Source organism: Butyrivibrio sp. NC3005, from assembly GCF_000424545.1.
Classification (GTDB): Bacteria; Bacillota; Clostridia; order Lachnospirales; family Lachnospiraceae; genus Butyrivibrio.
Genome location: NZ_KE384208.1, coordinates 35,776 through 47,809, shown reverse-complemented (window position 1 = coordinate 47,809; position 12,034 = coordinate 35,776). Strand labels below are relative to the sequence as shown.

The following is a 12,034-nucleotide window of genomic DNA, read 5'->3' as shown; positions in this document are numbered from 1 at the left end:
TACCAGACCAAAATTTGTCGTTAAGAGAAATTTTGTCCTGCGAAGCAGGATTCTTGCTGATGATTATCCTAAATCTCAGCAAGAAGTCATGACTTTTTGTTACCTACTTATACATTACCCAATCTTGAATCCCTGTAGCTGTTCATTAATGGAAACTGCCGATTCAGAAACAGAGTTTGCAACTTCTTCCACATCTTGGCTTTCTACAGCAATATCGCCTGCACTCTGAGTAAGATTGTCAACTGTTGCTGTTACCTCCTGTGAACTAGCAGACTGTTCTTCTGAAATTGCTGCAACGTTTGACGCAATATCATTCACGTCTCCCATCATTCCTATCATGCTACGCATCGTATCTGCGGTTCCATTCAAATCCTTTAAGATAAGATTAAAACTTTCACCAGCTTTAGTAACGGCCTCACTACTTTGGGAAATTGTACTCATATTCATCTGAGATTTATTCGCAAGCTGTTTAATAAGACCTGTTATTTCAGCAATAATATCGCCTATTTCCTTTGCTGCTTCCTGACTGTTTTGAGCAAGTTTACCAATTTCATCTGCAACAACTGCAAAACCTTTACCGGCTTCTCCTGCTCTAGCCGCTTCAATTGATGCATTAAGAGAAAGGAGATTTGTCTGTTGTGCTATTGAATCTATCATTGATACTATATCAGTAATCTTATCAGCTGATTCGCCAACTGTTGTAACTACTTCATTCATCTGACCCATAGACTCGGTAATCTTTGTCATATTGTCTTGTACAGCTGACATATCATGCTGTCCTACATCTGCCTGATCTACAAGAGTTAGCATCGTTGTATTAGCAGAGTTTCCTTTTTCTGTTAAATCTGCCACTGCATTTGCAAGCTCAGTAGCATTTTGCGCAAGTTCTCCTACTGCTTTTGATATTCCAGACATTGTTTCCTGAATCTGTCCCATGGATACTGATTGATCATTTGCTTCTTCTGACATTTTACTAGATGCATCTTTTGATATTTTAGAATCCTCTGACAGCTTCGAAGCTTTTTCAATAATAGAGGAAATTATTCCATTCATTCTAGTTATATAATTAGTCATTTCCTTACTGATAAGTCCAATTTCATCTCCATTATCATTTGGCATTTTAGTTGTGAAATCTCCTTCAGAAATTTTCACAATGCCTTCTGCCAATAATTTTACCGGCTTCGTGATTATTGAATTTATAGCAAAAAGTATAATAAGAGAGATTATAACAATGATACCAATCATAGCCACTATAGCGATGGTCATAAACTTATTTGCTTCACCAAGAACATCTTCTCTTGCCACATATGACATAAGTGACCACTCTGTACCCTGAACATCATATTTGCTGACATAAAAAACTTTTTTCAAATCTTTATTATAAATTTCTGCCACTTTATTATCGCTATTTTGAGCATATTTTCCAACTTCAGTTATAAAATCATTGCTACTTTCAGATATAAGTTTACCATTAAGAGCTGTATCTTCATAAGAAATTACATAATCTTTTGATATGATAAGAGACTTTCCTGTCGTCATTGGTGTTAATCCATTAACCGCTTTAAGAAGATCATCCAAATAAACATCAACGCCCATTACTGCTTTGCTTCCATCAAATAAATCTACACATCTGCAAAATGTAATACACAATCCGCCTGTAGTCGAATCTATATAAGGATCTGTCGGAACAAAAGTCTGATGCTGTATTCCAGTCTTATACCATCCTCTTTCAGTCGGCTTATAACTTGCATCTTTAGTTCTTCCATCCGCATAAACATAAGAATCATCTTCAAAGCCAATGTAAATACCAGAGTTATCAACAGATTTATACTCAAGAGAAGGCTTAATATATTTGAATATCGCTTCATGGTTTTCAAACTGAACCTGCTCCAAGGTGTCTGCATATTCACCAAACTTAGCTGTAAGCATCCTAAAACCTGTTCCAAGCTCATTAGCATTAGCTCTTGTCTCAGCTTCAAGATCCATAGTAGAAACATTTGAAATAGTGTCACTGGCCTTAATTGTCAAAAAAACAATGATACTAGCGATTCCTATCGTTATTACTGGCAATACAATTTTAAGCAAAGTCTTTCCTATACTCTTTTTTAAATTGATGCTGGTACCTTTCTTCTCTTCTTTAGCCATGGTAACTCCTTTTTTAAGAAAAATAGTTTTCTAAAATAACTATTACTTACATATTGCTTATCAACTCGTTTTTGGTATTTTATGAAAATAAAAGAATATATTATGATTCATTTTGTATTTCGGTTTTTTACCATAATTATTGAAGAGTCATTATTTAAGGACAAAAAATAAGTGCAGAAGATAGAGTTTATAAAACTCTAGCAACTACACCTTTTTCATATCAATGCTTTTGGACAAAAAGAAATGCGGAAGCAATTTTTTCCGGTCCGGTGAAGCATCGCCGCCTTTCCTAAAAATCCTTCCGCTCAGCCATCAAACCTACGATAAGGTAAAGCATCGCTACCGTCTCTGATTTTGATTACTGGTTTTTTTGTCTTTCATTAACTTGATTTAATATTATCATTATTTCGTTTATATGTCAATACATTTTCGGCGAAACTTTTTATTTTTAGAATTTTCACTTTCCCGTAGCACTACTGTCTGATAATTGCGGTAGATTCTCAGGTTCCATTATCGAGGTTATTTGTGCAGCTATTTCTTTATCCATTTGTGCCAAAATTGCCCCTCTGCTATCACTAGACATCTGTTTCAAAATTCTTGCTGCAAGATTTAAATCAGGCATTACATTAAATATAGCCGCTGCTGCCTTAGGTTTCATTCCAGAATAGGTTGCGGCATATTTTTTAACTTCTTCATCATCCATTCGTCCTGCAACTACCTGTGCATAAATAGATGCTGCAGCATCGGCTGCAATCATTTCATAATAAGAAGCATATACTGAAGCATCGGGCGCTTTCTCATTATATACAATATCTTCATAAAACTTCTGACGTTGTTTCTCAAACTCGCTTTGTTCCTGCTCAAATGGTTCTAGTCTTGATACTTCAGCCTGAAGTCTCTTAATTGTAGCCTGTAATGTTGCATTATCACTTTGAGCTGTTGCAAGCTCATTTTCCATCCCCTTTATGTATTCATCATTAACGCCTTTACTGGTACTACTAGCATCAGCATTTGGTAAATCACTCTCTGATATTTCTGAAGTTTCTACAGGAAGAAGCCTATTTATATACGGAATATCCTTCAAAACAGGTGTAAGTCTCTGACCAAGACCTCCTATATCTAGTTTTATCACTATAGCCATTAAAAGAAGCCATAGCATAATAATAAGAATTACCAAAAGAAAAGTGCCAAATCCACCGCCTTTTTCACCTTCAAGCTCGTCTTGAGCCTCTTTCATTTGCTTTTGACGTGCTTTTTCTGCTTTTCTTGCAGCCTTTTGGTCTTCTTTTAACTGCTTTTGATCTGCTTTTAACTTCTTTTTGGCTTCCACAGGATCATCGGGAAGCTTGTACTCAGGCTCTTCATTTTTATTCTTCTTATCCGCCATTACGACCTCCGTGACTGTCCATTCTTTATTCGCTGTCCATATGCAAAGCTACTTCTCTGGTCCGTTTCTTTGTTTTCTGCATCTCTTTCTTCAAGCAAAAATTGTTCAAAAGCTTTTTCTTTTAGCTTTTCCTGCATCTTCCTTTCCTGCATAACAAGTGCAAGTTTCTTTCTGGCATTCTCGACAACCTTATAGGCTTTATCAACAACTTTTTTTTGTTCATTTATAAGAATATCGCATATATCGATATAATCCCTATAGGAAAGAATATCAGGTATATTAAGCACTTCTTTCTGTTGAAGAGTGCAACATATTTCCTGATACATCTTTCTTTTTTCTATCAAATTATTTAATTTATCCTGTTCAATTCTTAATTGCATCTGAGCTGCAGCAAATTCCATTTTTGCCTGTCCTTCAAGTTTTTCTTTCAGCTCCAAGATACTCTGCATTCTATATCGAAATTTCGCCATATATCATTATTCTACCCTAGCATCCTCATCAGGAGGAAACAGTTCCATTAACATACTTACTTCTTCTCCAAAAGTAAATTTCTCGTCTGTTGCCTGTAATAGATAATTGTTTACCTGTTCTATTTTATCTATTGCATAATCGATGTGTTTATTTGCGCCTTTTTTATAAGCACCTATATTAATCAAATCTTCTGATTCATTATAAGTTGCCATTACATTCTTGAATTTTCCAGCTGCCTTTTTCTGCTCTTTAGTATCAATAGCACTCATACATCTAGATATACTCTGCAAAACATCAATAGCTGGATAATGGTTTTTTTGTGCTAGTTTTCTATTTAGCACTATATGCCCATCAAGTATAGATCTAGCTGTATCTGTTATAGGTTCATTGAAATCGTCTCCATCTACTAAAACTGTATATAGACCAGTTATCGAACCTTTTCTTGATTTTCCGGCTCTTTCAAGAAGTTTTGGCATTTCTGCATAAACACTTGGAGGATAACCTCTTGAAACAGGTGGTTCTCCACTTGCAAGACCTATTTCTCTTTGTGCCATAGAAAAACGAGTCAGAGAGTCCATCATTAAAAGTACATCTTTTCCCTTATCTCTGAAATATTCAGCAATAGAAGTAGCAGTTTTAGCTGCCTTAACTCTTTCAAGCGCAGGTCTATCAGATGTTGCAACCACCACCACAGATCTTGCCATACCCTCAGGACCTAAATCTCTTTCTATAAACTCCCTAACTTCTCGTCCACGTTCGCCTATAAGCGCTATTACATTTATATCTGCCTGTGTATTTCTTGCAAACATTCCAAGAAGCGTTGATTTTCCGACACCAGAACCGGCAAAAATGCCTATTCTTTGCCCTTTTCCAACTGTAAGCAATCCATCAACTGCCTTAACCCCTAGTGGAAGGACTTCGTTTATAGGATCTCTAGACATAGGATCTGGAGGCTGATTCTCGACAGAATAGGATATTCCGTTTTCCAAAATTTTGCCTTGGCCAAAAGAAATTCCGTCTATCCGACCAAGTCCATCAAGAGTTTGCCCTAAAAGTCCATCTCCAACATTTACTCTAAGTGGACTTTCAGTATTTTCAACAATACTACCATTACCTATTCCGCTTGTATTCTCATACGGCATCAGCTGTACATAACCATCTCTAAAGCCTACAACTTCTGCCATTGTAGGTCTTCCTGCAAGTTTTACTACAGATTCATCACCTTTACCTTTAGGATAAATAAAACAAATATCTCCCATCTTGGCATCAGGACCTGCTGACTCAATAGTAAGACCGACAATATTAATTACTTTGCCTCTGGTTCGATAGTATGCTTGATTTTCCATTTTTTTGTATTTGGAAAAATCTATTGAGAAATCCATATTAATCACCTTCTGTCATAAGAAAGGAGTTTGAGTTTTCGGGATAATTCTTCTAGTTCTACACCTAGACTACAATCAAACACACCACCATCAGTTTCAATAATGCACTCATTTTCATGAAGTGTTGAATCTTCCACAATTTCCAAAACTGTATCAGGATTAGTTATTGTCTGCTTTAACATTTCTTTTGCATCAGATACAATATCAAAATCATCAGGTGCTATATGTACCAGAAAATTCCCATTTGATTCAATTCTTGCAAGCGCATTTTTTAATAAATGAAGTACTATGTTTTTATCTTCTTTAAAGGACACATTAAAAACATGCTCATAAATTTTAGTAAGAGCATCTACCATCTCAGGTTCAACAGAAGCAATCTTTTTTTCATAATTTTCTTCAAGTTCTCTTGTCTTTTCATTAAGGCTTAACGAAACTTTTTCATTTGCTTCGGAATAACCTTGAGAATATCCTTCATCATAGCCTTGTTTTCGGCCTTCTTCTATTGCATCATTTTTGACAGACTCCGCTTCTGCTCGTGCCTGCTCTACTATCTGCCTTGCCTGTTCCTGTGCATCAGATAAAATTGTATCTACCTCCTTCTGCACATTCATAGGAACATGACCTTGAGACATCGTATTCTGCGCCATTCCCTGACTTTGTCCCATCTGTCCAAAGTCATCAGGCAGTGACGTAGGCATATTCTGCGCAAAATCACCCAAATCAAGATCTGAAAGATTCATTTCCGCAGGAGCCTGCAAATCATCAAGACCAAAATCATCAGTCAGCTGACTAAGCTGCTCTGCATTTAATCCTTCAGTAAACTCGCCATCTTCTTGAAACTTAGCATTACCAAAATCATTAAAGCTTTGCTTTCGTCTATACTCATCCTCTACTGATTTTTGAATCTTCATTTCAGCAAGTTCATTATTATCAATGACGCGGGCTTCATCTTTTTTTACATTAACCCACATTCCTTTTAGCAAATTAGACAACGATCTCGTCACCTCCGCCTCTGGAAATTACAATTTCACCGGAGTCTTCAAGCTTACGTATGATGTTTACTATCTTCTGCTGCGCTTCTTCAACATCCTTCATACGAACAGGTCCCATGAAATCCATATCTTCTTTTATCATTACTGCAAGACGTTTTGAAAGGTTGTTGAAAATAGCCTGCTGCACCTGCTCATTTGCGCCTTTAAGTGCAAGTGACAAATCGCTATTATCAACTTCACGAAGCACGCGCTGAATAGAACGATCGTCCAGCATAAGAATATCTTCGAATACGAACATCTTCTTGCGGATTTCGTCTGCAAGTTCTGGCTCTTCGATTTCCAAGGTCTCCATGATATGCTTTTCAGTTGCTCTATCAACTGTATTGAGAATATCAACAACAGCATCGACACCGCCGATGATAGTGTAATCCTGATTAACAAGCGATGACAGCTTTGTTTCCAAAACTTTCTCGACATCCTTTATCGTATCAGGACTTGTTCTGTCCATTGTTGCTATTCTTTTTGCAACATCTGCCTGTCTGTCAGGAGGCAAAGCTCCTAAAATCTGCGCACTCTGACCAGATGACATATATGACAGGATAAGAGCTATTGTCTGAGGATGCTCGTCCTGAATAAATGTCAATATCTGTGACGGGTCTGTCTTTCTTATAAACTCGAAAGGCTTTACCTGAAGTGATGCTGTCAGCTTGCTGATAACATCCATCGCCTTGTCTTCGCCAAGTGCTTTCTCCAGCAATTCTTTTGCATAGTTGATACCACCCTCGGCAATATACTGCTGAGCCAGACAAACTCCATAGAAATCGTTAATAACAGCTTCTTTTATTTCTGATGTGACACTTCTGGTATTTGCGATTTCTAGAGTCAGCTCTTCAATTTCTTCTTCCTTTAAGTATTTAAATATCATCGAAGATTTTTCAGGTCCCAGTGCTATTAATAAAATAGCCGCCTTTTGAGTACCTGATAGATTTTCCAATAAACTTTTGTCGGATGCACTCATATCTGACATACCCTTCCCCTTAAAAAGTATTATCGTTTACATATAATCTTCATTCAGCCAGTTACGCAAAAGGTTGGCTGCTGCCTCAGGATTCTGTTCCACAAAGAGTTCGATAAGTTTCTTTGTTTCTGAACCTTCATCCATTTCGATATTCTCAAGTGCTTCATCTTCTTCAACTGGTTTCGATTCCAAAAGTGCCTCTACTGATAGTTCTTCTGGCTCTTCTTCTACCTGCTGCTGACGTTCCGTCTTTAGACTTCTAAGAATTACAAATGCCAGAAGTGCAAGGATTGCAAGTATTAATACTATCTGTAATATATCTGTTACGCTTATATCTGATCCAGCTTTATCAAAATATACATTCTGATCATATAAAGCTACGCTTATCTTTTCTGTAGGTATACCAGTTGCTGTTTGAACCAGATTTGTAAGTCTTGTAGTAGTAGCTGTGTTTGCATCATTTTCTGTAACATCAACTGGTGCAGAATTCGCTACCTTATACTCTTCCCAGGTCATATTCTCATGATCTGCCGCTTTATAATCTTCTTCATTAACTACAACAAAGTTGATAGCAGAAACCGCAATTGATGACTTTTCGTAATCGATTACGCCAGCCGGCGTCTCTGTTGTAGATATTTCTTCATTTGGAAGATAATCTTCAGAATTCTCTTCAACTGTTGTTGACGTTGTCTGATTATCTTGAGTAACATACGTTGTTTCGTTATTTGCATCAGTTCCTGGAGCAGCACCTTCTCCACTGTTACTTTCTGAGTTGTAAGTATCTTTATGACTTAGAACACCCTGAGTTTGATCATCTGCCCACGGAGCATACTTATGCACTGTACTTTTTTTAGTAGAAAAATCCATTACAAGGTTAGGTGCAACCTGAACTTCATCATAAAGTTTAGTGCCTAAAATAACTCCTCTTACGGAAGAAACTACAGCCTTTTCAGCCTTTCCTTTAAGTCCCAACTGACTAGATGCTGATCCAACTGCACTGGAATCTTCTCCTGAATACAGCATATTTCCTTCTGAATCAAGTATTACTATATTATCAGTTGTTTTCTTTCCAAGTGCTGCTGCAGTCGCCTTTGCAAGATATGCTGCGTTATCTTCGGTGAATTTTTCTTTATCAGCCAGTGTCAGCATTACTGTTGCAGTAGCTTCGACCTTTTGCTGAATAAGAGTTCCATTATCTTGTGGAATATGCAATTCTATCCTTGCTGTTTTAACAGCATCAAAAGTTGCTGCAAAATCGGAAGAAAGCTTTTTCTCTAAATAGGCTACGTATTTTTTGGACTTATCTGATTCTGTAGTAGAAAAAGAACCTTCTGTTACGGTATTGATATTGTAATCAGATGCCTGAATATTATTCGAACCAAGAAGCAGTCTTGCTTGTGCCTGCTCTTTTTCATCAACCTTAAATAACATCCCGTCATCAGACATAGTGTACTTTACTGAATTATCATCAAGAAGTTTCTTTATTTCTGATGCTTCAGTTGTACTCTTTGCTGTAACAAGCGTTACATAACTTGGCTGTGTAAATACGAATATAAGTATAATAAGAGCACACAATACTACAGAAATTCCTGCTATTATTATACCTTTTTGAGCTGTGGTAAATTTATTCCACCACTCTTTCACTTTATCAAAAATCTGCTTTAATCTGTCTGACATGCACGTTCCCTCCCCTCACAGGATGAACAGTCTAAAACGATCAAAAATTTCTTTTTAATAAGCTGCTACAAATGATTATCCTTAGAATTGCATCTGCATAAGTGAATTGTAAGCTGCAAGAACTTTATCTCTTACTGCTACAGTATACTGAAATGCAGTTGTGGCTTTATTAAGTGCAATTGTCAGTTCATGAGTATTATCGGTCTGCCCAAGAGCCCACCTTATCTGCTCATTCTCTGCATCAGACAAATATGCGTTAGTTGTATTAATATTATCAACTGCTTGTGATAACAATTTTGAAAAAGTATTTCCTTCTTCATTTTCATAGTTAATAACAGGATTATAGACTTTGCTGTAAAGATCTTCAGCTTTCTTTATAGCATCAGATGATATGTTTGTAATAGTTGATATATCAGCCATGAATATATACTCCTTTTATTATTAATGACTTCTAAGAAAGAAAATAAAAAACAATTTCTTTTGCAATATTACTGACTACCTAACTGCAAGCCCTGCTGAGCTATGGTTTTACTAGCCTGAAAAGCTGTTGTGTTTGCCTTATATGCGTTTGAAGCGTCTATTAAATTAGTCATCTCTGTTACAGTATTAACATTAGGATATGTAACATAGCCATCATCATCTGCATCCGGATGAGACGGATCATATACGGTATTCATAGGAGTATAATCATCTTCTGTGACTTTTGCTACTCTGACACCTTGTCCTGAATAGTTATCTAATCGGCTGTTCAAAATTTTAGAAAAAGGAGTTTGTTTTCCTTTTTCTGTAAAACAAACCACTTTACGAACATAAGGATTGCCACTAATATCTCTGGTTGTATTCGCATTAGCTATATTTTCAGAAATAATGTCCATGCGAAAACGCTGTGCTGTCATTCCACTTGCATTAATGTCAAAAGAATTGAATAATCCCATATCACTTTGCCTCCATGCTATTATATAAAAATGCTATCACATAAATTTTCTACCTAAACTCAGCCTTTCATTGCTGTCTGCATGTTCTGAAATTCAAAATTTATAGCTTTCATAATACCTTCATATTTAAGCTGGTTGGCCGCAAGATAAACCCCTTCTGTATCTGGATCAACATTATTACCATCAAGTCTGTATGAAAAAGATGCACTATCTACATAAGTTCTAGGTTTTAAATCTTTCTTCAGGGCATTTCTAACCTTAGCATCCATTGTAGTATACCTGGAATCTCCAAGAGCTCTTCGAAGTGTACCTTCAAAATCCACATCTTCTCTCTTATATCCAGGTGTAGTAGCATTAGCAATATTATTAGAAATTACTTCATCACGAATCCATGAAGCATCAGCTGCAGTCTTCATGATATTCACATAATCATATACATTCGAATTAATCATTGTCGGTCCTCCTGACACTATTAGCAAATGTAAAAGTATTGGTAAAAAAAGCACTTAACATTTGCTTTCCAACGGTATTACATGTAAATATGCACGAATATTCATTTATAATGATACTTGTTTTTTGTGTAAATTGCAAGAGAGTTGGTCGTAATAAAGAAAAAAGGACTTATTACTCACAGCAATAAGTCCTTTTATCCGCTGTACCCTTTATATCGGCAAAATACAGCGATAAATTTATATCTTTTTTATTCTTTTTCTGAATAAAAGTTACAAGAAGTCATAACTTCTTGATTTTCCTGATGAAAACAAGAACCTATAGGTTATTGTTTCTTAATATATGATAGATGAGTTTTGCTGGCTTGTAATATTTCATGAGCAGAACTGTTTATAAACGTTGGTACTTATGCGCTGTTTTTTAGCGCATTACGTACCACTACGTTTATAATCAAGCGAAAGCGTGTCTGCGACGAAATATACAAACAGTAAAACGGACTATATAGAAACAATAAAGTATAGATTTTTGTCACTGCGTTCCAAAAACTACGCAAACTGGCCATTTGAAAAGGCTTCGCCTTGGATCAGTTTGCCACTTGCCTTTTGTTCTCACGAAACTCGCAGTAAATGCGAGTTTCTGAATGAAGTTGACAAAAATCTATAACTTCTTGTAACTTTCCAAATAGAACCTTTTACTAAATTGGAATTAATTATTTGGCTTTAATATAATCTTCTTTTAATTTCTTAACTTCTGAGAACACTACGTCATTTAAAACCTTTATGTAGGTTCCTTTCATGCCAGAGCTTCTAGATTCAATGACACCTGCACTTTCAAACTTTCGAAGTGCATTTACAATAACTGATCTAGTAATTCCTACTCTATCAGCAATCTTGCTGGCAACAAGGACACCTTCCATTCCATCAAGTTCATCAAATATATGAACAATAGCTTCCATCTCTGAAAAAGAAAGTGTACCAAGTGCAGACTTTACAACCTGAAGTTTTCTATTTTCTTCAGCACTTTCTTCATTTACAGCTCTAAGCATTTCAAGGCCTACAACTGTAGTGCCATATTCGCAGAGAATAATATCATCAATTTCATATGGCTTTTCTGTTTTATAGATAAAAAGAGTACCAAGTCTTTCACTTGAAATTTCAATTGGAGTTATAATTGCCTGAAAACGTTTGCTCTCTTCTTCACTAAAACCAAGTGTGGATAAATTAACATTTTCTTTTGTTGATAAAACATTCAGAAGACGCTCGTTAAGTAATGAATCAATAAATTCTCCAATATCTCCAGTTAATAATTCCTGAATAGGAGAAACGGAATTGACCCTAGAAGTACCAAGAATCTTACCTTTCTTACTAATAACAAGAACATTTGAAGCCAATATTTCAGAAAGTACATCACAAATATCGTTAAAAACCACTTTTCCTGAATTATTTTTATGGAGTAACTGACCTATCTTTCTTGTTTTATCTAAAAGTTGTACACTGCTCATGCGACTTCTCCTTTTTGTCTGAATAGTTCGAACAATTTTATCCTATCACATTATTGTCAGTCTATCAACACTTGTT

General features: G+C 36.0%; 11 protein-coding genes. All 11 read right to left on the bottom strand.

What is annotated here, in order from left to right; genetic code table 11:
- Nucleotides 1-114: 114 nt before the first annotated feature.
- Nucleotides 115-2,145 (bottom strand): methyl-accepting chemotaxis protein, encoded by a 2,031-nt coding sequence (locus tag G634_RS0116795; protein ID WP_026506240.1) that lies wholly within the window; start codon nucleotides 2,143-2,145, stop codon nucleotides 115-117.
- A gap of 457 nt (nucleotides 2,146-2,602) precedes the next feature.
- Complete coding sequence (locus G634_RS19820; protein WP_051234222.1) at nucleotides 2,603-3,532, bottom strand: MotE family protein; 930 nt, start codon at nucleotides 3,530-3,532, stop codon at nucleotides 2,603-2,605.
- Entirely contained in the window at nucleotides 3,532-4,002 is a 471-nt protein-coding gene (gene fliJ / locus G634_RS0116785; protein WP_026506239.1) for a flagellar export protein FliJ, read from the bottom strand. The genes G634_RS19820 and fliJ overlap by 1 nt, the downstream gene beginning before the upstream one ends.
- Nucleotides 4,003-4,008: 6 nt before the next feature.
- Nucleotides 4,009-5,385, bottom strand: coding sequence for a flagellar protein export ATPase FliI (gene fliI, locus G634_RS0116780; RefSeq protein ID WP_026506238.1), 1,377 nt, complete (start codon nucleotides 5,383-5,385; stop codon nucleotides 4,009-4,011).
- A gap of 5 nt (nucleotides 5,386-5,390) precedes the next feature.
- On the bottom strand, nucleotides 5,391-6,377 hold the full coding sequence (locus G634_RS0116775; RefSeq protein WP_026506237.1) for a FliH/SctL family protein: 987 nt from the start codon (nucleotides 6,375-6,377) through the stop codon (nucleotides 5,391-5,393).
- Nucleotides 6,370-7,404, bottom strand: a complete 1,035-nt coding sequence (gene fliG, locus G634_RS0116770) for a flagellar motor switch protein FliG (protein WP_242826838.1) — start codon at nucleotides 7,402-7,404, stop codon at nucleotides 6,370-6,372. Before fliG ends, G634_RS0116775 begins: the two co-directional genes overlap by 8 nt.
- A gap of 27 nt (nucleotides 7,405-7,431) precedes the next feature.
- Nucleotides 7,432-9,072, bottom strand: a complete 1,641-nt coding sequence (gene fliF / locus G634_RS0116765) for a flagellar basal-body MS-ring/collar protein FliF (protein WP_026506235.1) — start codon at nucleotides 9,070-9,072, stop codon at nucleotides 7,432-7,434.
- Between the two features lie 81 nt (nucleotides 9,073-9,153).
- Nucleotides 9,154-9,492, bottom strand: coding sequence for a flagellar hook-basal body complex protein FliE (gene fliE, locus G634_RS0116760; RefSeq protein WP_035800612.1), 339 nt, complete (start codon nucleotides 9,490-9,492; stop codon nucleotides 9,154-9,156).
- 68 nt (nucleotides 9,493-9,560) lie between these two features.
- Nucleotides 9,561-10,007, bottom strand: a complete 447-nt coding sequence (gene flgC, locus G634_RS0116755; RefSeq protein WP_026506233.1) for a flagellar basal body rod protein FlgC — start codon at nucleotides 10,005-10,007, stop codon at nucleotides 9,561-9,563.
- A gap of 59 nt (nucleotides 10,008-10,066) precedes the next feature.
- The gene (gene flgB, locus G634_RS0116750; RefSeq protein ID WP_026506232.1) at nucleotides 10,067-10,459 is read right to left on the bottom strand and encodes a flagellar basal body rod protein FlgB; all 393 of its coding nucleotides are present in this window, start codon (nucleotides 10,457-10,459) and stop codon (nucleotides 10,067-10,069) included.
- Nucleotides 10,460-11,166: 707 nt separating this feature from the next.
- A complete protein-coding gene (gene codY, locus G634_RS0116745; RefSeq protein ID WP_026506231.1) occupies nucleotides 11,167-11,958 on the bottom strand; it encodes a GTP-sensing pleiotropic transcriptional regulator CodY in 792 nt (263 codons plus the stop codon).
- Nucleotides 11,959-12,034: the final 76 nt, after the last annotated feature.